Below are 21,535 nucleotides of genomic sequence, written 5' to 3' on the forward strand. Positions count from 1 at the left end.
GCTCCGGTATAGAGTATGGGGGCATGAGCAGTTACACAATTTAAATTACAGCCTCTTTTTGTGTGTCAGCTTTGTTGATTTTAGTATTAATACGGACACTTCCTCTATTCATATATTTCTTTTTTCTGCTTTTAGTCTCGCCTAGTAAAATCATCTGTCAATCTGTTGAGGAATAGCTTTGGGAGAAATTTCTCATAGCTGTTTTTACGTTTTAAGCCAAACTTCCCTTGTTTGGTAGTCTAGTGGAAATGATATTTACCATTGGCTGCAAGTCCAAAGAGGGATATTTGATCTTTCATTGAGAATTAGAAGACATCTGCGAAATCCTGGACTGAAAATGCCATGCCATTTTCCCTGAGAATTAGGAAACTTACTGTATTTGTAAAGATAACGCTAAGAAGGTTTATACGATGAAAAGAATTTTGACGGCCAATTTAGGCGTTGCTGGCCTGCTCTCGGCTGGATTCGTTTCAGCAGTCAGCTGTGGTGATATTGTTACTACGCCAGAGGTGCTGGATCAGGATATAGCATCCTGTAATGTTAGCCCCGCTGTAACAATAATTGGCCCCGCCGGTTCACTTGATCTAAATGATCATGTAGTTACTTGTAATGGTACGGATGTGGGGATATTACTAGATGGACAAGCAGCCTCACTTCAGGGTGGGGTGAGTCAAAATGGTACAGTTGGAAATTGTGCAACCGGTATTTCAGTCGAGGGTAAAGGGTTCCACAGCATCCAAGGCGTTGTGTTGATGAATAATGGACTGACAGGAATAGAGATTATTAGCGATCAGAACTCGGTAAGTTTATCCAGCTCAGAAAATAATGGTGACACCGGTATCACCATTTCAGGGGCACGGAACTCTCTACTATTAGTCGCTGCTGAAAATAATGTAACCGGAATTTTAGTGGACGGTGACTACACCTCAATAACTCAAAGCAGTGCGAGCTTCAATTCCGGTGTTGGCATCGATGTTCTTAATGCAAATTATAGTTCGTTTATCCAAAACACTATGGATGGCAATTTAGATTTCGGGCTATTAATGGGAGGTAATGGCCAAGTAGGTAACTTAGTGACAGGAAACACAGCCATGGGAAATGGAGAGGATTTGTTTGACGGGAACAACCCAGCATGTGTCGGTACTACTTGGGTTGCCAACTTATTCGATACCGCTAATAATGCTTGTATAGAGTAATCATACAGGGTGATTGTATATATTTAAGCAGGGGAAGCTATGATGAAGAGAAATGAAAATTCCACACGTAAATTAGTTTTAGCCACTGTTTTAGGATTCTATACAGTGAGTGCGGCCGGACTCATATTCGGTGATGTTCAATGCGGTGATGTTGTAACCGGCATTGAAACGATGAATCAGGACTTGATTGACTGCTCATCCAATCCAGCCGTTACAGTCCAGGGTCCCACTGGGTTTTTATTTATGAACGGACACATAATTCAATGTGACCTTGGTGATGGTGTAGGAGTACTTTTGGATGGAATGGCTGGTTTTTTATCCGGTGGTGGCGAGGTAAGGCAGTGTACCATTGGCGTATCGGTTGGGGGGAATGGGTTTCATACCGTTCAGGAGGTTTTTACGTTTGTGAATCAAGATGCCAGCATTGAAATTGTATCAGATTATAATTCAATTCGATTAAATGAATTGCAAAATTCTCTATTTAATGGAGTCAATGTATTGGGTGATAACAACACCATAATCGATAATGCACTATTTAATTTTGGAGGAATAGGTATCTATGTGAATGGCGATGGCACATTCATCTCCGGAAATAGTATCGATATTAATGGCGGGGATATGGGCATCTCCCTTGATGCCACAAACGGAAGTCGAATTATTCAAAATGAGATAACGAATGCCGATGACGGAATCTCTATGACAGCCTCCGGGCAGATGAACAATGTGGTAAGTGGAAATGTTGTGTCGGGGAGTAGTAACCTTGATCTTTGGGATCAGAATGCTAATGCCTGCACCTCGACTAATAGTTGGGTTGGAAATGCATTTACTACTGCAGACCCAGTGTGCATTGATTGAGTGATCAAGGGCGGTCATTTGCACTTATTGTAGCGATGTGTTGTTAGCGCAATTGATTAAGCTTAAACGGTTGTTTTGGCATGATTCATTGCGCGCTAGAGTATACATCCATCAAGCTGCACCTATAGTGGACTGGTAACCAACTTGGGAGTCACTATGAATTCAAAATGGAATTGGCTATCCATGCCCCTTTTGGGCTCTCTGATTTTTGTTCCAGTTCACGTCAGCGCTCAAACGGAAACAAAAGATAACCTGGAGGGCACCTGGTGTGCGGTTGAAGGGGAGTCATTTATTTTCTATGAGCACCGTAAAGATGCGTTCACCCTAGAGAAGGGGCAAATCTGTCGGACCTTTAAAATTCTCAAGCAGACTGGTGTAGGTGGTGGCGGCCGCTATCTTGAGGTGACCAAGAAGCCCGATGTTAAACATCAACTTACCGCCGTAGAAGAAAAGACGAACGGAGCAATTCTTGCCAAAGACATTGGCATATTCGCCTACATGAAGAGTGGAAATAAGATTCAATTGGTGGCGGTGGATGTCTCAGATGAAAGTGTTACGAACTTAACGCTGGATGGCAGCGGCACCATGCGGGGATTTATTGAGGAAGTTACCGCTAACGATTCCGCCAAAAGAGGGTATGAAGCCCATGTTGGGGTTCTTTTTTTTAGGAGGACTTCCGAGACTATACCCGAAACCTTCGATCATGAGTGGGAAGTAATCTTTGGTAAGACGCATACCAGGCAGTAGAGGTGTAGCTGTCAGTAGAGAGTCCTTTTGCTAGATTTTGCACGTTTCACGGCGAGCACTTGGCCTTTGCGGTATCTGGGTAATCCGCCGAGGTATCTCTCTACCACCTTGCCCCTTAAGAAAGCAGTTCCGCCATCTTCTTCATCAATATGGCGGAGGCGTTATCGGTAAACTGCTGCCCCTCTTCAATATACTCCCAGACAGTGGCATCACTTTTCCAGCCACCTTGCTTCTTGATTAGCTCAAAACCTACCTTTTCTCTTGCCGCTGACGTCGATAGACCACGGCGAAAACTATGACTGCTCAGCTCTGCAACAAATTCAAAGCCACAGGCATTTCCCAAATTTTTAAGCAGGTCGTTGATTGCTGACGAATTTAGTTGCCGAGCCTGCACCGTGTCCCAACGATTAACTGATCGAAAAACGGGCCCGGTGGTAATGCCGCTCACTTTCAGCCAGTTTTTTAGTGTCCGCGCAGGGCAGATTTCAGGGGCGCCGTAGGGGAGGGCGCGTATCAATCCTTCGCCACTTTGATCCGTTTTGGATCTGGGCAAGCGGATAATCAGGCCTTCCTCTTCCCAAATCAGGTCCTCGACCTGGATAGCAACCAGCTCACTACGACGGAAGGCACCAAAGAAGCCTGCCAGGATAATTGCCAGGTCACGGACCTTCTTTTTTGACTCCGGTTGTGAATGCAGCTGTCGGGTCAGGGCTGCTATGTGTTCAAGGCTCAATGCCTTGGCTTTTTGCTTGGGTTTGCCGTGAGTGCGGCGAATACCGCGCATGGTTTTCTGTACCAGGGGCTCGCCAACTGGGTTAGGAATGCCTTGATACTGGTGCCACTGGCCTATTGCGGTGAGGTGTAGATCCAGAGTGCGCGGATTCAGATGTTCGGCCCGACTTAACAGATAGCTCACCAATGAATGGCTATCGGTAGGCAATCGCCCCCCCCACTTCTCAAACTGGCGGACAGCGGATTTATAGGCCTTGCGGGTGCTATCTGACGTCGCCGCTTGCAGATACTTCTGGATGTCTTGTTCCGTGAGTAGCGAGCTGGTTCCGCTCAGTGTATCGGGTAAAGGCGTGCTTAAAGGGCTGTGGCTTGGGGGCTGTTTTTTCATGAATTCTGAATCACCGTGGAAAGCGCCACTTGTACTGTAGGTACGTTATAAGCGGGATTTCATATCTATCTAACCTTCGATAAGAATCATTATCGAAGGTTAGTCTGGGTAATTCAAGGATTTGTATATTTTAATATATTATGTGATATTACGTATTACGTTATTTGGTACGAAATAATCTGAGGAGCTGCTAATGGCGCGCACAGGGGTCACTTATCTGGATGTTTTTGAGGCAGCAAAGGCGATAAAGGCCCGCGGGGAGGAGCCCACAGTCGATAAGGTACGGACCCTGCTGGGAACGGGCAGTAAAAGCACTATCGCGCCACTGCTGAAACGCTGGAAGAGTGAAACTGCTAGTAATACGGATGTCAGTGGGCTACCTAAAGACTTGGTGGAGGCGCTGAAGGGGCTGCATCAACGTATTCAAAAGGGTGCAAATCAGCAGATTGAGCAAGTGCAGCAGGAGTTCGGGGCCCTGGAAGCCGAGCTTAGTGAGAATTTGACCGAAGCGCAGGAAACCTCTGTCAAGCAGGCTGCCCAAATCCGTGAACTGGAACAAAAACTATCCTCTGCTGAGTCTGAAAAGCGCAGGCTCAAAGTCGCTTTGGATGAAAGTCGATCTGTCTTGGAGAAATGTAAATACCAGCTTGAGGATTCTTCAGCCCGGGTTTCGGAGCAGAAGACAGCCATTGAAGAGATGAAGCAAGAAAATCGGGATATACGCGAACATTTTGAGCACTTCCAGCAGCGAACTGCTACGGATCGTCAACATGAGCGGGATCAATACCGATCCTCAAGTGATCAGTTGAAAGGGCAGGTAACCTCTCTGTCGGAACAGTTGGGACTGGCTGAGCGAAAATTAAGCGATCAGGACTTGCTGTATAAGCAGGGACAAGCCCTCATCACAGAACTCAATCGTGAAAAGCAAGATCTGCGACAGCAGATCGGTGTTGCTCTCACTGAAGCCAGCAACTTAAAACTGCAAACCGAAAAGCAAGTAGAAATGGCTCAGACCAGATCTGCTGAAATTTCTCAGCTTCAGGGTGAGTTCGCTCAACTCCAAAACGACAGCTCGGCAAAAGAGAGAGAGATCCAGCTCCAGCAGCTGTCACTGGAAAAATTGGAATCAGAGCTTGTTACCATGAAGGATCTGGCGGAGCGGTTATCAGACGAAAATCGGATGGCTCTACAAGAAAAAGCCATGCTTCAGGGGCGGTTTACTCAGTTGGAGAGTTCGCTGAAACGGAGGCAGGATCTATGACGGTGAGAGCCAAGCATACGCATGAGTATTGCAATCACCAAGCAGCCTTCCCACAAATAAGGACTTAAATCATGCAGTAACTGACATTTTGGCTGGTCCCCGCTCTCAACCAACCCTTTGTTCAGAGCAGTATTGGCGAGCCCCTAATGACAAGACATAAATCTATGTCACACTTGCAGGTTATTAATTTTGGCTCGGCCACCCGTATATCATTTAATCCACATTAAGGGGGGAGCTTAAAATGAGACATTTTGATGATTGCTAACCTGACCTATCTGTTGATACCTATCATTGCATTTATTTTTATCTATCTGATGCGTCCTGGGGCCTTAGGTAAAGCAGTAGACCGTCAAAAGAGTACCGATTATTACTTCAACAAGTGGAACACTCGCATTTATTATTCGCCATCGGGCAACAGTTTCTCTTTGGGTAAAAACCATCTGAGAGGCGTGGATATAAGTACTTTTCAAGTTCTAGGACTAAACAAAGCAAAGGATGCTGACCATAATTACTTTGAACATTACTGTCATTTCCAAGGTGTATTTTTCTATAGTCTCACCAGGACAAATATTTATCGGATGTGTTGGTATGACCCGCTGAGCCGGAGGTGTCTTCCTCTATTTATCTTTCGAACACTTAATCAGATCACGGTGCTAGATGCTAACACGATAAAAAATGGAAGAAACATATACGAATTTGAGCCGAAGCTTGGTTTTTTCAAAAAACAAATAGTTACCGAGCAATCGGCCGAGAAAGAATACAATCTAGGCGAATAGAGGGGCTGCCAAACCAAATTAGAAGGGCGGTCTTGAATATGCTTGTTCTTCAGGCGCTCCTGGGTTACTCAGTTAGCCCTCCAAAGATTAGCGGCTAACGCTTTAATAACCTGCTCATGGCCGCGGGGGGAGTAACGGGGTACCCCTTCCGCCTCTTCGTCGGAAATTGCTATATCATTGTCATTAAAGTCAATTTTCCTTTTTAGCCCCTCAACGCCATAAACAAAAAATATATTATCTATGTCTTGGGGTTCAAAGCCCTTTATTCTGCCAATAATACGCCATTCTCCCTCAGTCTTCCTGTCAAACAGGGAGTAGCTGTCAATAATGAATGGCGCAAGGGCTCTGGTTGCGATATTCAGTTCGCGCTCTGTGATAGTGGGCTCCTCTTTAGCAAGGTTAAATATTTCAACAATATGCCCTATAGAGCTACGACCTGAAATTCTACCAAAAACAAACGTTGCCTCAGTGTGCTGAAAGCAAAAAATATCGCCCGCCTTTATAAAACGCAGCAGAGTTTTTGGTTTTTTGTTCCATCCCTAAAAATTTAGTTTGCTCATTTATACACCCCCTCAGTTACCAGTCTGTCGATCTAAAACGCAAGGATTTATATAGACTCGACGCCTGCAAGTCAAAATCCTCAGCTTCTTCGTCGATTTGGCCTGAAAGGGTGATATCACACTGGCACCACCAATATGCGCCCTAGGGGCTCGCCCTGCTAGAAAGCTGACGACTAATGCACTCATCATGAAGAGTTGAGGAGTAATCTTGCCCTGCCAGGCCCGCCCTAAGTATCGATGGTAGTAAAGTGAGAAACAGTAAAGACCGGGTCATGGCCACAACTCGATTGAAATGTTATAGCAAGCTGCTATTATTACGCGACAAATAAAAGCAAATTTAGAAGTTGTTATTCCCGACTCCTTTCCTTATATAAGTTCTACTCAGTAATACCGCAGATCAATCAGTTCTTTATATAAAGTCGCCCTTGCTTTTATCTTGCCGCGGTTCATAAGGCAATTGGGAGGCATATGTTAACCAGCCAATTTAAAGATATTATTGATAAACCCACCTTTTTTGGTTCGCTGGCGCTGCTTCTGGCAGTGACAGTGCCCCTGGTACTGTTTCCAGAGATGGGGGCGGCCTGGGTTTTGATTGCCAAGAGCTTTGTCACTGACAAGCTGGGCGTTTTCTATTTGGCCCTTGGCGTGGGGGCAATCCTGTTTATGGTCTATATCGTGTTTAGTGATATCGGCCAAATCAAGCTGGGTACACCTGAAGAAGACCCGGAATTTTCTACGCTATCCTGGGCTTCAATGCTGTTTTGCGCGGGAATTGGAGCATCAATTCTCTATTGGTCCATGATCGAGTGGATCTACTATTATCAGACTCCGCCTTTCCAGGTAGAGGGGGGGCACCCCTGAGGCGGCTCGCTGGGCCGTAGCCTATGGCATATTTCATTGGGGGCCTTTGGCGTGGTCTATTTACCTGATTCCAGCCCTCCCCATTGCATACTTCTATTACGTGCGTAATCACAGCGTTTTGAAGATCAGCGAAGCCCTAATGCCGGTTTTGGGTGAGCAGAGGGCCCAGGGAGGAATTGGCAAACTGATTGATGTCCTGTTTATTTTTGGCATGCTGGGCGGCGGGGCAACTACCTTGGGTATTGCCGCCCCATTGATTACCCAGGGCGCCCATGAACTTATTGGCGTACCCACCGGCCTGAGTACTCAGGTGGTTGTGTTGATGATTTGCACATTGATTTTCGGTTACAGCGCCTTTGTGGGGTTAAAGAAAGGTATCCGCGCACTTTCTAACCTCAATATGTGGTTGTCAGTCGCACTTCTTACGTTTGTTTTTCTTGTGGGCCCCACTCTTTTTATGTTGAATACAGGGTTGGATGCTCTGGGGCGTGTATTGGATAACATCTTTCATATGGCGGCATGGACCGAACCATTCTCCCAGTTCGAACAGTTTCCTGACACCCATTTTCCGCAGGATTGGACCATTTTTTATTGGGCCTGGTGGTTGGTGTTCGCCCCGAGTGTTGGGTTGTTTATCGCACGAATATCCCGCGGTAGAACCATAAAGACAATGGTGGTTGGCTCCATTTTCTTCGGTACTCTGGGGTGTTTTCTGTTCTTTATGGTTCTTGGTAACTACGGTGTTTATCTGCAATTTTCCGGTGAACTGGATGTAGTGCACGTACTAAATGAGCAGGGGCCGACTGCCGCTATCTTTGCCACACTGAAAACGCTGCCAGGCAGCAAACTGGTGATCTTGGTTTATACCGTGCTCGCGTTGATCTTTACAGCAACTACTTTCGACTCCATTTCTTATATTCTTGCTGCGGTTGTGCAGAAAGAGATGGATGAAGAACCTGCGCGCTGGAATCGACTGTTTTGGGCCTTCGCACTGTCAGTTATGCCGATAACGTTGATGTTCCTCGGCGGTCTGGACACCTTGCAAACCGCTAGCGTAATTGGGGGGGTACCGCTACTGGTGGTTGCTTTATTACTCTGTATATCGATCGTCAAAGCGGCACATTACGACTTGCGCTACCAGCCTACTTACGAAGAAAAAGAAATCTATATTGAGGAGTTCCCGGACGATGACCCCTGGACTAAGGAAGGTGACTGGGATGTCTCCAACCTATCCGAACACGGGGTATCCCATGATGACAAGCCTCATATTGAAGGCGATCAGGGCAGTCATCCCTCTAGATTATAAACGCCTGAATTAACGATTGCTGGCGGCGGTGATATGACGATAAGTCTCATCACTGCTGCTTAGTACATCAAACTACTTTTTAAATAAGAGTCTTTGCGCCCAGCTATCCGTACGGTATTGAAGCCACTGCGCTACTCCTAGTAATTGCTCCTTCTTTGATCGCGACACTTTCCTTTTGTGGCCATTTCATGCGCGCCGTGATTTTCAGGATCGCTCAATACCAAACGAGAAAGGAATCTGCCTGGGCAAATTATCTGAAGATGCTTTTTTTGGGGGGGCTAGCGGACAAGGCAGAGGTAAAAGAGAGGGAAGATCCGGGGCCATATAATGACCCCGGAATACTGTTCAGTTAGAAACTGAATTTGCGGGCAACAGACAGTACGATACGTTCGTCAGCGTTATCTGTATTGAGGTTGGTATTCTCAGCAGCAACATTGAAATCGAAGTCGTTATAGGATGTCATATATTCCACACGGTAGTGATTATAAGAATCACCATTTTCCCAGCCCCACTTGTCTTCATTGGTAGAAGTGGAGCGATCAACGCTCAGACGTAGGTTGTGTCCTTCGGCGACTTCGAAGGTGTGGGCCAGCATCATAATGTAATGCCCAGCCCCAGTACCAAAATAGTCCCAGCTGTACCAGCCGTTAACTTCTGATTCGCCCAAGTTGGAGCTGTAGCCCAGCTTGGCATAGGCTTCCGGGTAAGCGTAATCATCAGAGGAGTCTTCATCGCCGTGATAGGTGTAATAAGCAGCACCAAGATCCAGGCTGACTTTTTCATTGAGCTTTAAGAATTTACCGCCGTAGAAATCCAACTCGAGGTTGGTGTCTTCATCCTTACCAAAATCCACATTGGAAGCCCAGGTGCCGATGTACCATCCACTATCGAAGCCGTAATCCAGGCTGGCTTGCAGAGCAGGATCATTCTGGGTTTGGCTGACACCGTTAAAGGTGTAGTCAGTCGTCAGGTTTACAGTAGAGGACAGCTCAGCTTGGGATTGCTGTGCGAGCACCAAAAGAGAAACACAAGTCAGTGCTGAAAGTTTTAGCTTTGATTTCATTGTTAAATTACCACTTATTTATATTTTTTAGTCCCTACCCAAGTTTGGATAGGGACATTTCAACTGTTAGCTGGCCAGTTCGAGCTTACTGAAGTCGATTTGGTTTTCCTTGGGAGAGGAGTTGATAGCCGCTACCGCCTTGTAACGCTTCACTAGGATGTAGCCGAGGCAACCGAAGAAAATGCCAATAACCAGAGCGCCGATCCACTGGATTTGCAGGAAGTCCAGCTTGAATAGCAGGGTGAGTAAACTCATCGCAATCAGGTTAAGCACGAAATACTTCCACTTACCCAAGCGTGCAACCGTCATACCCAGATTGTCGGTATAGAGGCGGATCAGTGAATCCAGAGAATTGATCACGAAGGTGATACCCACAATCACCATGGCTAGGTTATTGAATCCGCTGGCATCCAGGCCCTGGCTGGAGTAGTAGTAGAGCACGGTAAACCAGAGTGCGATGGGGATGGATGGGAACACCAGCATCGCCGCCAGCACTTGGTAAGTACGCAGGCCGCCGACAAAACGGGAGGTGAACTGGCCAATCATGATGCTCCAGGCAAACCACCAGAACAGGTAGAACTCGTGATAGTCGTTCAAAGGCAGTGCGAACTGGTGAATATTGCCGAAGTAACCGCCGAGCAGGCTGAAGGTATCGGCAAAGTCACCAATACTACCGTTCTCACCGGTAAAGGCACCGACCCACATCAGGGCGATCAGGCCAATAAACAGCCAGGTAGTTGCCAGGCTGAGGAAGCGCACATAGCGCAGGTTGGTCGATGAGTAAACCGCTGCCGCAATCACCACAAAGACGATCGCGTAAAAAGTGCCAACAATGGTTTCACCGTCGCCAATTTGCGGCAGGTACCAGGGCAAATTACTGAGCAACAAGTAAGCGGTAAAGGCACAGGTACCGATAATCACGATATTGTTGATCAGTTTTACCGGGAGCAATTCAAAAAACTTCACTTTTGGTTCGATAACACAAAAGTAGAAGCAGGTGAGGAAGTAGAAGCCCCAGATCAGGAAAGCCCAAAAGCCAAACTCAATGGCCAATGGGTTGGTAAATCCATATTCCGGGCTTTTGGCTAAATCTGCATAGCCGGCAAACTCGGTCAGAGGAAACATGATCAGGCCGACGTCGAGACCGGAAGTAAATAAAATTGCTATGAAAGTGAAGGTTTTGACCGGGGTGACCCCGACCATCTTCACATTTCCCCATCGAATCAGTGCGAAAATTATTGCCGTAAAAGTAAACAACAATCCCGCAGTAAGCCAAGCTGTCATCGCTGTGTCTCCAGCTGGTTATTGGTATACCGGCGCCCCCAAAAGGCATAGCTGCGCGAGATTTGACTATCCCCGTCACCAGAGAAGGGGACAGTCAAATTTCTGACAGAGCGTCGGTGTTAGTTAGCTAACAGGCCGCACAGGGCGGCCGGGTCGCTGGGTGCTGGGTGCTACTTTGGCCACCGGTGCCTCGGAGGGCGCCAATACCGGGCGCCCTAAAATCAAGTCGGCAGCTCTTTCCGCCACCATAATAGTGGGGGCATTCAGATTGCCGTTGGGAATGGTGGGGAAGATGGAGGAGTCTACAACTCTCAAACCTTGCAAGCCGTGTACACGGGTTTCCGGGTCTACCACTGCCATTGGATCAGTACCCATCTTGCAGGAGCAGGACGGGTGATAAGCGCTCTCGACGGATTCGCGCACGAAAGCATCTATCTGTTCATCGGTTTCGATGTCGGTGCCGGGCTGGATCTCATCACCGCGGTACTCATCAAATGCGGGCTGGTTGATAATTTCACGAGTCAGGCGTACACAAGCGCGGAAGCCCTCGACATCCTCTTTCTCTTGTAAATAGTTAAAGAGAATAGATGGCGGCTGCTTGGGATCACTGCTAACCACCTTGACCCTGCCGCGGCTTTTGGGCTTGTTGTGCCCGATATGTACCTGGAAGCCGTGGCCATCAAAGGCCTCTTTGCCGTCGTAGCGCATCGCCGCCGGTAGGAAGTGATACTGCAGGTCCGGCCATTCGGCACTTTCATTGGAGCGAATAAAGCCGCAGGACTCAAAGTGGTTGGTGGCTCCAAGGCCATCCTTCTTCAATAACCAGCGTGCGCCAATCAGGAATTTATTCCAGGGGTCGAGTTTGCCATTCAGGGAGATCGGCTGGTTGCAGCGAAACTGGAAATAAAACTCCAGGTGATCCTGCAGGTTTTGACCGACACCGGGAAGTTCATGCTGAAGTTTGATTCCGGCTTCTGTCAGGGTTTCAGGATCTCCGATACCAGAAAGCTGTAGCAGGTGAGGGGAGCCGATGGGACCTGCGCAGAGAATCACTTCCTGGCGCACCTTGAATTCATGGACTTTGCCTTTGCGTTCAAGCTTTACCCCGACAGCCCGTTTACCTTCAAGAATTACCCGGTGTACAGTAGCGTGGGTCAATACCGTCAGGTTGGGGCGTTGCATTGCCGGTTTAAGATAAGCGTTGGCGGTGGACCAGCGCTTTCCATCTTTCACCGTCATATGCATCGGGCCGAAACCCTCTTGCTGCTCGCCGTTATAATCTGCGGTGTAATCGTAACCGGCTTCTTTGCCGGCCTCGATAAAAGCGCCGTACAGAGGGTTTGCCATTTCGTTGCCGTTATTGACCCCGAGCGGACCTTCGCCACCACGGTAGTCATCGCCACCAAAAGCCCAGCTCTCGGAGCGCTTGAAATAGGGTAGGCAGTGGGCGTAATCCCAGCCTTCGGCACCGTGTTGCGCCCATTCATTAAAGTCTTTGGCGTGCCCGCGTACATATACCATGCCGTTAATCGAGGAGGAGCCACCAAGCACCTTGCCTCGGGGACAGTGCATACTGCGGTTATCCAGATGCGGCTCAGCCTCGGTCATAAACTGCCAGGCGTACTTCTTGGTATTCATGGGAATGGACAGTGCGGTCGGCATCTGGATAAAGATACTGCGGTCACTACCGCCCGTTTCTACCAGAAGGACTGTTTTATCTTCCTGGGCCGACAGTCGGTTAGCCAGAACGCAGCCGGCAGAGCCGGCGCCAACAATAATGTAATCAAACTCACTCATGCAGGGTACCGCTTAAAATGGACTTTCCAGTGGAGCCAGGCCCACATACACCGCTTTGAGCTGGGTGTAGTGGTTCAGGGTCGCAAGTCCATTTTCGCGTCCAACTCCGGATAACTTGTATCCGCCCACCGGCATTTCCGCTGGGGAAGCGCCATAGGCGTTAATCCAGCAAATACCTGCTTGCATCTGGTGGATCACCCGGTGGGCACGGGTAATATCGCGGGTAAATACACCAGCAGCGAGGCCTAAACGGGTGTCATTCGCGCGGCGAATTACCTCATCTTCATCGTCAAACACCAAAACCGACATGACTGGGCCGAAGATCTCTTCGCGGCAGATAGTCATGTCGTCGTGGCAGTCGGTGAATACCGTTGGAGCAACGAAGTAGCCGTTAGGTGCATTTTCAGGAGAGAGGCGGTGACCGCCACAGAGGAGGGTCGCACCTTCTTCTTTGCCTTTATTGATGTAGTCCATCACCAATTGTTGGTGTTTGGCAGAAATTAGTGCGCCAAAGTTGGTGTCGGGGTTCATCGGATCACCGACAATGATGTTCTGTTCAGTTCGCTCTTTTAAGCGTTCGAGAAACTGGCCGTGGATACTGCGATGGACGAACACCCGAGTGCCGTTGGTGCAGATTTCGCCCTGAGTGTAGAAGTTACCCAGCATCGCGGCAGAAACAGCCTGCTCCAGGTCGGCATCATCAAAGATAACCAGTGGTGATTTGCCACCCAGTTCCATAGTGACTTCCTTCAGGCTGGAGGCTGCCGCCGCCATCACCTTCTTGCCGGTGCCTACTTCGCCGGTAAAAGAAACCTTGGCGATATCTGGGTGATTAGTCAGCCAGGCGCCAACGGCACCATCGCCCTGGATGACGTTGAAAACGCCGGGGGGCATACCCGCTTCGATAAAGATTTCAGCCAGCTTCAAGGCTCCCTTTGGAGTTTCCTCTGAAGGCTTGAAGATCATGGCGTTGCCGCAGGCCAGAGCCGGGGCAGCTTTCCAACAGGCGATCTGCAGCGGGTAGTTCCAGGCGCCGATGCCAGCGCAAATGCCCAAGGGCTCGCGGCGGGTGTAGTAGAAATCTTCACCGACCTGCTGCTGATTACCCTCGATGCCCGACGCTAAACCCGCGAAAAACTCAATGGAGTCGGCACCAGTCACTACGTCGACAACACTCGCTTCCTGCCAGGGCTTGCCAGTGTCGGCCACTTCAATCGCGGCCAGCTCGTCGTTGCGTTCACGCAGCAGTGCTACCGCTTTCAACAGGATACGGCTGCGCTCGATGGGCGCCATGGCAGACCACTGTGCGAAACCGCGCTTGGCGCTCTCAATGGTCTCGGAAAGCACCTTGTTATCGGCAACCTCTACTTGATAGCTGACTTCATTGGTAGCGGGGTTAACAACATCGAAGCACTCGCCGCTCTCGTTGGCCAGATAGTGGCCATCCACAAAATTCCGTTGTTTTTCCAGTGACATCTGTCTCTCCATACTGCTTTAACAGAGGGCAGTCGGTTATCTATCGGCGATGTGGCAGGGGCAACCGGAATCAGCAGCCCTGTGAACCTTTGGTCATCGCAAAAAAAGGGGCTGGTCTGGCGTAAAGTTTTAGTCACGATCGCCAGATTTCAGCCCGGGCCCGACAGTCAAATATCGGGCGATATGACACAAAATGTAACATATTTTTAGTTTGAACTCTAATTGTTAGCACTCAATGCAACAAAACTGGCAGATTAGGGGGAGATTTGTTTTTCCTTGAATAGCGTGTGAATACGTAAATTAAAGGTTAAAAACGGATCTGGATTAGGCTAAAAATCTTGTTTGAACTCTATCAAAAGCGCTGTATGAATTTTGATCTTCCGGGTGACTGGAGAGCCTCAGAATGAGGCTCAAGCGTGAACCGCTTTCGGGGAATCCAAATGAAATTTGCGCTCATGAAGGGGAGTCGGGCCTCCCCGGGGAGATACTTAGGAGATCCTGAATATAGCCTCAGGTATTTATTTCACGTAATGCCATGGGGCGACGGACTAAATTAGCCAGGTAAAATACGAGCAATCCGGCGGTTATGCCGGGCAGGCCTTCGTAGATCATGCTGTGAAGCTCCAGCAAACGCCAAGCTATAGCCATCGCAAAGCCAGCAACTACGGCTGTAATACAGGTAGCCTGGGAGGGCCTCCCTCCAAAGCACAGCACTAACAATAGGGGGCCAAATGCACTGGCGAGGCCAGACCAGGCAAAAAGCACCAGACTAAATACACTTTGACTATTGGCCAGTGACAGCAATAGCGCCCCTCCCGTGATAGCCACAGTAACCAGCTTTAACAGCCAGGTCTTCTCAATATTACGGGGAAGAATGTCGTGGGTAATGGCTGCGGAGCAATTGAGCAGTAGAGAGTCGGCCGTGGACATAGTTGCGGCAAAAATACCCGCTAAAATCAAGCCCACAAGAAGGGGGGGTAACAATTCCATCGCCATGGTAGGGAGTGCAAGTTCCGCATCAAAACTGCCAATATCTACAATAAAGACTCTGGACAGCAAGCCGACGCCGGTAGCCATGGCATAGAAAAGGATAAACCACAGGTAGTACCAGGCTCTTGCATGGTGCATTTTGCTGGAATCATCCAGAGTCATAAAGCGGACCATAACGTGGGGCTGGCCAATGACAGAGAGCCCGGCAAAAAACCAACTACCCACGAAGAGTGCAACACCTCCCCAGCCGGGAAAAACCAATTCCCGGGGAAACCAGCCTGTAAACCCTTCGATTGCCTGCATCTGTTCTATTGCACTGGATACTCCCCCAAGATGGGTAAGGGCAACGGCCAGCAAGGTACCCATAGCGCCAATCATGACAATTGACTGTGCCGCGTCTGTCCAGATAGACGCGCGAATTCCACCGGTCAAGCAATAGAGGCAGACCAGAAGTGCCCCAACCACAGCCCCGGACCACAGCGGCCAATCTAGCAGGACATGTAACGCTTTACTTCCTGCAACCAGCTGCGCAGATGCGTAGGTGAGTAAAAACAGCAAAGAGATGATGCCAATAAGTCGTTGCAAGACCGAATGCTTTTGCCCATACCAATTGCTGAGTACGCCGGCATAACTGACCTCGCCACTCGCGCTGGTCGCACGCCGCATCCTTTTATGTACGTAGAGTGAAGCGATAAAGTCACCGGCAATCCATCCGACCATCAACCAGATAGAGGCCAGCCCGGTCATGTAGGTGTAACCGATAACACCGATAAACATATAGCCGCTATTGTTGGTTGCCACCGCAGACAAACCGACCAACCAAGGGGGGGTTCCTCTACTGGCAAGGTAATAATCAGCCTTGGTTCCGCGACTGAACAATGCTGAGGAAACACCAACCAGTGTGAATAGAAGCAAGAACCCCATAAATGAATAAATCACCTGCACACCTTATTTTATTAAACATTATTGTTACTTTCGAAGTGCTACTTTTCAGCGTATATATGCCGAATAGACTCACACTTTTAGCGTGACCCCGCTTGAAAATCACCAATTAAGTGCTTGTTAATTGCCTTTTTCACGCCCCTGAGGTACGGGCGTTTGAGCAATGACGGTGTCGAGATCTTTAAATACTTCACTCTCCGCCAATGGCTGTAGCGCACTGTCACCGAGTATCTCGTCGCGATAGCTTTCTCGCCTTTTGATAGCTTCGGCCAGATAGCGTAGCGCCTCGTCGAATTGTCCAATTGCAGTATGGGCACAAGCCAGCTGGTAAAAGGCTTGGCTGTTTTCAGGATCTATCCCCAGTGCCTGGTGGCAAAGATTGACCGCCCACTGGGGTTCATTTAATTCCAGTACGGCATCCGCCTTATAGGTCAGAGCCTCGACATCTTCTTGGCGGAGACGCAGAATCTCATCGTAGATTGCAATTTTATTAGCCACCGATGATTCCTGCTGAGCGCGCAACCAGAGTGATTGAACCTCTTGGGTTAGCTCAATTTCCTCCCGGTTTTCCTCAATATGCAGAGTCTTCTGCTGAAGTTGTTTCTCTATAGTCTCCAGGCGTTTTTCATACTCATGAACCAGCTTTGAAATCTCTTCATCAGCCAGGGAGTGTACTCGCTCCTTGATATCCTGAAAGGATCGCCAGCCCACTAAAACCAAGATGGAAGTGGCAGCGGCAATCAAGTAGAAGAAATAGGTTACGGTATCGGTTGCGTAGGCAACCGCCCGATCAACCGAATTGTGCTCACGGTCCACAATTTGCTGGATAAGCTCTTGCTTGGCATTGGCCTGATCGATACGCAGCTGTTTAATTTCATCCAGCATATATCGTTCTACAAAAGGGGTGTACATTGGCTTTTGTAAAGTATCTACCTCCTTTTGCACGCTGCCTCTCTGCACCTCCGTCTCTTGAGAGACGGAGGTTGCTGGCACCAATGAAAATGCCAAAATAAAAGCTCTCAAGATGCGAGACATATCGCTGTTCCGTGATCATGGATCTCAACCAGCGCTTCATGCAGGGTTCTAACCGCGGCGTCATAGTCTGGTTCGTTGACCACAAATTGCATATCGACATGTCGCATTGATTGATGCATTGCGAGCACACGGATGTCATTGTTGGATATTGATTGAACCGCCTTGGCAAGTACACCGGGTATCTGCATATCGCTTCCTATGGCAGAGACTATGGCCACTTTTCTCTGATTCAGCTCCGCTTCTGGGAAGCACTTCTCTATTGAGGCCTGAATACGCTTAATGGTCTTCAGATTGGTAGACAAAAAGTGGGTCAGGGTATTGGCGTTGGTATCTTTGGAGATAATATGTGCCTTGAACCTTTTAATGACCGACAACACCTCGCGGTCATAATCGTGGATGCTGCCAGCCATATCCTGATCGAACAGTTCCAGGGCGTAAACCCCTTTGCAGCCAGCAATAATCTCCACACAAGGGGAATCACTAATATAATCGCCAGTAATTAACGTGCCGGCATGTTCGGGCTCAAAAGTGTTTTTTACCCTCAAAGGGATATTCATTTGACGCAGCCCTTTCGCGGCCTTGGGGTGGATCGCCTCCATACCCAGGTTGGCCAGCTGATCGGCAACATCGTAATTTGTGCGCCCGATAGGCACAGCATTATCTGCTCCGACCAGGCGAGGATCCGCACTACTCAGGTGGAATTCCTTGTGAATGACCGCTTCCTTAGCGCCGGTAAGAACTGCTAGGCGGCTAAAAGTCATTTCGCTATAGCCCCTATCAAAGGAAATAAGCAGGCCCTTATCACTATGAGCGTAGCCGGTAACAATTGGTAGTTGCCGGCTTAAATCAATATTGGCGAATGCATCCCGAATGCGTTCATCCAGAGGTATATGTTTGCTGGTGCGCCAACCAGTCAGGTCGACAAAGCAGGCATTGACGCCGTCCCTCTGCAATAGCTTTGAGGTATTCCAGGCACTGTGGGCCTCCCCGATGCTGGCAAGCATTTCCCTCACTGTGCCAAGGTGAGCATCCAGGCAAAAGTGGCCGTGCTGGCAGAGGCTTTGCAGATCCCGCAGGCACTTCTTGGCGCCTTCCAGACGCTCATCCAGGAAGAGGTTGGCCTCTTTAACCAGATCACTTTCACCAAACAAGCGATTATTGATCTGCCGCAGTTTTGTACGAAGCCCATCAAACCTCTCCAGCCAACTGTCATCTTCAATGCTGCTGGAGAACAAACCGTATATACCTGGCTGGCCACTTTTTTTATGCTCCAGAAGCAGATCGGTAATACCGCCATAAGCTGAGACTACAAAAACGCGATTGTAGAGCCCTTTGGAGTCCCCTTTGATAATATTGTCCCGGACTGATTCATAGTCCGTCATAGAGGTGCCACCAATCTTTTCTATCGTATGCATCGTCTCTTACTGGTCCTTTACTTTCTCTTGCTAACAACATTATGCAGTTGAGGAGCACACTGCTGAGGGAGCTGAATTGGGTTTCATTTCAGATACCAGAAATTGCTCTCCTTGTGCAGATATATTCGGGGCGAGGAGGGAGGTTACAAAATGGGTCCTCTACTTTGTTACTGAGTGCATTGAAAACGAAAAATAGATTGGATCGCGGATAGGGACTGATATTGCTACTAGAACCATGCATCACGTTGCAATCAAACATCACAATACTGCCAGGCTTACTGGTGATTGCGCTGATTCCGCCCCGCGATACCAATGCGCGCAGGTGATTGTCTGAAGGAACACCCAGCTCTTGCTTTTTGAGGGAGCGAAGGTAATGGCCCTTAGGCGTTTCCCCATCGCAAGCAATAAAATGGTGGTGAGACTTGGGGATCAGCATTAATGGTCCGTTGTAATGATGGTTCTCTGTCAGGGTGATGGACACGCTGAGTGCGCGCATGCGCGGCATACCATCTTCGACATGCCAGGTTTCAAAATCAGAGTGCCAGTAAAAATCCTTGCCGCGAAAACCGGGCTTGTAATTCGCGCGAGACTGATGGATATAAACTTTATCGCCGAGAATGTATCTCGCTATGCTCGACAACCGCTTGTCCCTAGATAGCTTGCTAAATAGGCGGCTGTTCTCATGGATACGAAATACCGAGCGCACCTCATTACTATCCGGCTCAGTGATCACTTCACCCGACTTGCAGATACTCTTGCTTTGCTTGAGGGCATCCAGCTCGCTTTTGAACAGATGAACCTCCTGCTCGGAGAACAAATCGTCAAGGACAATAAAGCCCTGCTTTTTGTAGGTATCCATCTGTGTGAGTTCCAGTGAAGGAGGAGCGTTTGACCCCTCGTAAATCACCGGATCTTTACGAAGCCTTACCTGACCGGCAACACCCCATTTTCGAGAGGGGTACAGGTCATTCCTGGCCGGATGCTGACTTTTTGGCAGGGGCTTCATTTCAGGGCCGCTCTCGCTGGTGACTAACTATTCATCAATGTTGCCGGCTTCAAGTTCGAAACCACCTTCAGCATTGTGAACCTCCTTGCCATTCAATGGAGGGTTGAAGACGCAAGCCATAGTCATTTCCTCGAAGGCTCTCAAGGTATGTCGATCATGCTTGTCGAGGATATAAATCGTCCCAGGTTCAATAGAGTATTTCTTGCCATCGTCAAAGGTCTCAACCTCTCCTCTGCCGGAGATACAATGGACCGCTTCCAGATGGTTTTGGTAGTGCATCTCAAAATCAGCACCGGTATATATGGTGGTAATATGAAAAGAGAAGCCCATATTGTCATCTTTTAACAGTAGGCGGGTGCTCTCCCAATTGCCATCGGGTGAAACAATCCGTCTTCCAGAGGTATTGGCTTCTTGTAAATTTCTAACAATCATTGCTATTTCGCTATATCGAGTGCGCATTCACTCCAAGTGGGTCATAAAGGTACTTGGCTCGGGAGTTACGCAATTGTTTTTCTGGTGAAATTAAGTCTAGCAGGCTTCGAAATAAACTCGCTCTTCCGGCATATCTCTCTCGCCAGCACAGACTTCCTGAATAGCTGACTCAATAATATCAATGCCTTTCTTCAGATTCTGGTCAGTGATAACTAATGGGCAAAGTAACTTAACAATTTGATCATCGGCACCACTGGTCTCAATGATTAAACCTTGCTTGAAAGCAAGTTTTGTTATCTTTCCAGCGAGTTCACCACTCACACAATCAATACCCTGGAACATACCTCGGCCCTTTTTAGTGAAGTTGCCCTCACCAAATTTGCTGACGATACTATCCAGTCGCTCAGAAATGTATTTTCCTTTACGCTTGATTTCCCGCGAGAAATTGTTGTCAGACCAGTAGTGATCAATTGCGGCTTTCGCAGTGACAAAAGCCAGGTTGTTACCGCGGAAGGTGCCGTTGTGCTCGCCGGGCTTCCATTGGTCCAGCTCGGGCTTCATCAGTACAAGAGCAAATGGCAATCCATATCCACTGAGGGATTTGGAGAGGGTGATAATATCGGGCTCAATACCAGCTTCTTCAAAGCTGAAAAAATCCCCCGTACGGCCACAGCCAGCCTGGATATCATCAACAATAAAAAGTAACCCATGCTTTTTGCATACGGCTTGAAGATTTCTCAGCCACTCGATACTGGCGGCGTTGATACCCCCTTCACCTTGAACCGTTTCGGCAATAACAGCGGCTGGGGAATTAATCCCACTGCTGGAATCAGATAGCACTTTATCCAGGTATTCTGTGGTATCAATATTTTTGCCCAAATAATTGTCATAGGGCATACGATGAGTGCCGTTCAGGCTGACCCCTGCGGCATCCCGGTGATGAGAATTACCAGTGGCGGCCAAGGAGCCGAGGCTTACACCGTGGAAGCCATTGGTAAAGGTAACAATATTTTGCTGGCCGGTAACATTGCGGGCAATCTTCATTGCCGCTTCCACTGCATTTGTTCCTGTCGGCCCGGTAAACTGTACGACGTACTCCATATTTCGAGGCTTGAGAATTTTCTCGTTCAATGCCTGAAGGAATTCGCCCTTGGCTCGGGTGTGCATATCCAGGCCGTGGGTGATGCCGTCCGCTTGAATGTAGTCTTGCAGAACCTGTTTAAAAAGCGGGTTGTTGTGCCCGTAATTCAGGGTGCCGGCACCGGCCAGGAAGTCCAAATACTGATTGCCCTCTTCGTCCCACATCAGCTCGCCTTTTGCGCGATTAAATACCCGCGGGAAAGAGCGAGCATAGCTTTGCACTTCGGATTCAATCTCATCAAAGATTTTCATTGTCTTCTCTTTATGAAGTTT

At 48.5% G+C, this 21,535-nt stretch carries 19 protein-coding genes; 7 read left to right on the forward strand and 12 right to left on the reverse strand.

The genetic code is table 11. The features are described 5' to 3' along the window. Nucleotides 1-410 precede the first annotated feature (410 nt). From MO867_RS12015 to MO867_RS12025, 3 genes are all read left to right on the forward strand, one after another. Nucleotides 411-1,196, forward strand: coding sequence for a NosD domain-containing protein (locus tag MO867_RS12015; protein WP_252467378.1), 786 nt, complete (start codon nt 411-413; stop codon nt 1,194-1,196). 39 nt (nt 1,197-1,235) lie between these two features. Then, entirely contained in the window at nt 1,236-2,051 is an 816-nt protein-coding gene (locus MO867_RS12020) for a right-handed parallel beta-helix repeat-containing protein (RefSeq protein ID WP_252467380.1), read from the forward strand. A gap of 156 nt (nt 2,052-2,207) precedes the next feature. Next, nucleotides 2,208-2,798: a hypothetical protein gene (locus tag MO867_RS12025; protein ID WP_252467391.1), complete on the forward strand. Its 591-nt coding sequence runs from the start codon at nt 2,208-2,210 to the stop codon at nt 2,796-2,798. 115 nt (nt 2,799-2,913) lie between these two features. Here the strand turns inward: MO867_RS12025 and MO867_RS12030 are convergent, their stop codons facing one another. Then, nucleotides 2,914-3,918 carry a site-specific integrase gene (locus MO867_RS12030; RefSeq protein WP_252467394.1) on the reverse strand — a complete coding sequence of 335 codons (1,005 nt, stop codon included), beginning with the start codon at nt 3,916-3,918 and terminating at the stop codon, nt 2,914-2,916. A 193-nt stretch (nt 3,919-4,111) separates the two neighbouring features. Between MO867_RS12030 and MO867_RS12035 the strand changes: the two genes are divergently transcribed. Next, nucleotides 4,112-5,179, forward strand: a complete 1,068-nt coding sequence (locus MO867_RS12035; RefSeq protein WP_252467406.1) for a DNA-binding protein — start codon at nt 4,112-4,114, stop codon at nt 5,177-5,179. A 254-nt stretch (nt 5,180-5,433) separates the two neighbouring features. Next, the gene (locus tag MO867_RS12040) at nt 5,434-5,955 is read left to right on the forward strand and encodes a hypothetical protein (RefSeq protein ID WP_252467408.1); all 522 of its coding nucleotides are present in this window, start codon (nt 5,434-5,436) and stop codon (nt 5,953-5,955) included. 68 nt (nt 5,956-6,023) lie between these two features. On the opposite strand, the gene MO867_RS23985 is transcribed toward MO867_RS12040, so the two are convergent. Then, nucleotides 6,024-6,470, reverse strand: coding sequence for an Imm26 family immunity protein (locus tag MO867_RS23985; protein WP_373565886.1), 447 nt, complete (start codon nt 6,468-6,470; stop codon nt 6,024-6,026). A gap of 513 nt (nt 6,471-6,983) precedes the next feature. Between MO867_RS23985 and MO867_RS12045 the strand changes: the two genes are divergently transcribed. Both MO867_RS12045 and MO867_RS12050 read left to right on the forward strand, forming a co-directional pair. Next, nucleotides 6,984-7,376, forward strand: coding sequence for a BCCT family transporter (locus MO867_RS12045; protein ID WP_252467410.1), 393 nt, complete (start codon nt 6,984-6,986; stop codon nt 7,374-7,376). Nucleotides 7,377-7,422: 46 nt separating this feature from the next. Further along, a complete protein-coding gene (locus MO867_RS12050; protein WP_252467412.1) occupies nt 7,423-8,682 on the forward strand; it encodes a BCCT family transporter in 1,260 nt (419 codons plus the stop codon). A gap of 349 nt (nt 8,683-9,031) precedes the next feature. On the opposite strand, the gene MO867_RS12055 is transcribed toward MO867_RS12050, so the two are convergent. From MO867_RS12055 to ectB, 10 genes are all read right to left on the reverse strand, one after another. Continuing rightward, nucleotides 9,032-9,745: a TorF family putative porin gene (locus MO867_RS12055; protein ID WP_252467414.1), complete on the reverse strand. Its 714-nt coding sequence runs from the start codon at nt 9,743-9,745 to the stop codon at nt 9,032-9,034. A gap of 66 nt (nt 9,746-9,811) precedes the next feature. Next, nucleotides 9,812-11,029: a BCCT family transporter gene (locus tag MO867_RS12060; protein WP_252467427.1), complete on the reverse strand. Its 1,218-nt coding sequence runs from the start codon at nt 11,027-11,029 to the stop codon at nt 9,812-9,814. Between the two features lie 123 nt (nt 11,030-11,152). Continuing rightward, nucleotides 11,153-12,826, reverse strand: coding sequence for a choline dehydrogenase (gene betA, locus MO867_RS12065; protein WP_252467438.1), 1,674 nt, complete (start codon nt 12,824-12,826; stop codon nt 11,153-11,155). A 12-nt stretch (nt 12,827-12,838) separates the two neighbouring features. Beyond that, nucleotides 12,839-14,302 carry a betaine-aldehyde dehydrogenase gene (gene betB, locus MO867_RS12070; RefSeq protein ID WP_252467451.1) on the reverse strand — a complete coding sequence of 488 codons (1,464 nt, stop codon included), beginning with the start codon at nt 14,300-14,302 and terminating at the stop codon, nt 12,839-12,841. Nucleotides 14,303-14,812: 510 nt separating this feature from the next. Then, nucleotides 14,813-16,231, reverse strand: a complete 1,419-nt coding sequence (locus MO867_RS12075; protein ID WP_252467453.1) for a sodium/proline symporter — start codon at nt 16,229-16,231, stop codon at nt 14,813-14,815. Between the two features lie 123 nt (nt 16,232-16,354). Continuing rightward, the gene (locus tag MO867_RS12080) at nt 16,355-17,269 is read right to left on the reverse strand and encodes a tetratricopeptide repeat protein (protein WP_252467455.1); all 915 of its coding nucleotides are present in this window, start codon (nt 17,267-17,269) and stop codon (nt 16,355-16,357) included. Next, on the reverse strand, nt 17,254-18,684 hold the full coding sequence (locus MO867_RS12085) for an aspartate kinase (protein ID WP_252467466.1): 1,431 nt from the start codon (nt 18,682-18,684) through the stop codon (nt 17,254-17,256). Before MO867_RS12085 ends, MO867_RS12080 begins: the two co-directional genes overlap by 16 nt. Before the next feature lie 88 nt (nt 18,685-18,772). Beyond that, complete coding sequence (gene thpD, locus MO867_RS12090; RefSeq protein WP_252467499.1) at nt 18,773-19,690, reverse strand: ectoine hydroxylase; 918 nt, start codon at nt 19,688-19,690, stop codon at nt 18,773-18,775. Between the two features lie 27 nt (nt 19,691-19,717). Further along, nucleotides 19,718-20,122 carry an ectoine synthase gene (locus tag MO867_RS12095; RefSeq protein WP_252467501.1) on the reverse strand — a complete coding sequence of 135 codons (405 nt, stop codon included), beginning with the start codon at nt 20,120-20,122 and terminating at the stop codon, nt 19,718-19,720. Between the two features lie 96 nt (nt 20,123-20,218). After that, nucleotides 20,219-21,514 carry a diaminobutyrate--2-oxoglutarate transaminase gene (gene ectB, locus MO867_RS12100; protein WP_252467568.1) on the reverse strand — a complete coding sequence of 432 codons (1,296 nt, stop codon included), beginning with the start codon at nt 21,512-21,514 and terminating at the stop codon, nt 20,219-20,221. Nucleotides 21,515-21,535: the final 21 nt, after the last annotated feature.

This window comes from Microbulbifer okhotskensis, from assembly GCF_023895975.1.
Taxonomy (GTDB): Bacteria; Pseudomonadota; Gammaproteobacteria; order Pseudomonadales; family Cellvibrionaceae; genus Microbulbifer; species Microbulbifer okhotskensis.